The 456-nt window shown below is 65.1% G+C and carries 1 protein-coding gene; it reads right to left on the bottom strand.

Features of this window, described 5'->3' with window-relative positions; all coding sequences use genetic code 11:
• On the bottom strand, positions 1-429 hold a 429-nt coding region (locus tag AACY45_RS28490; RefSeq protein WP_339548806.1), incomplete at its 3' end, for an alpha/beta hydrolase.
• Positions 430-456 lie beyond the last annotated feature (27 nt).

Raw genomic sequence — 456 nt, 5'->3', positions numbered from 1 at the left:
CGCCGCGCCTTCGACCAGCGCCCGCAGCAACAGATGGCCGCCCATCGAATGGCCAAGCGCAACATGCGGTCCGCCGTCGCGCCCGGCATCTTCCGCAACCCAATCCGCCCAAAAGGCGCGAAAATCGTCGATATACTGCTGAAAATCGCCGACATGGCCAACATGCGGATCGGGCGACAGCCGCCCCGACCCGCCCTGCCCGCGCCAGTCGAACGACGTGATCGACCAGCCGAGCGCATGCCAGTGCGCAAACGCCTCGAGATACTTCTCGAAGATATCGCCGCGGCCGCCCTGACACAGCATCCGACCGCGCGGTCGTCCTTCGACGCCCCAGTCGAAGCGCCGCAGCGCCCAGCCATCGGGAGCGGACCATTGTGTGATCCGCGCAGCCGCAGGAATCGCGCGACGATAAAGCTGAGGGGAAACCATGGACGATGGTTACGGTTTTGAAAGGCC

The organism is Pseudomonas sp. RA_35y_Pfl2_P32 (genome assembly GCF_963970735.1).
Lineage (GTDB): Bacteria > Pseudomonadota > Gammaproteobacteria > Pseudomonadales > Pseudomonadaceae > Aquipseudomonas.
Note: the sequence above shows the minus strand (reverse complement) of the source record. Positions and strands in the feature narration are given on the sequence as shown.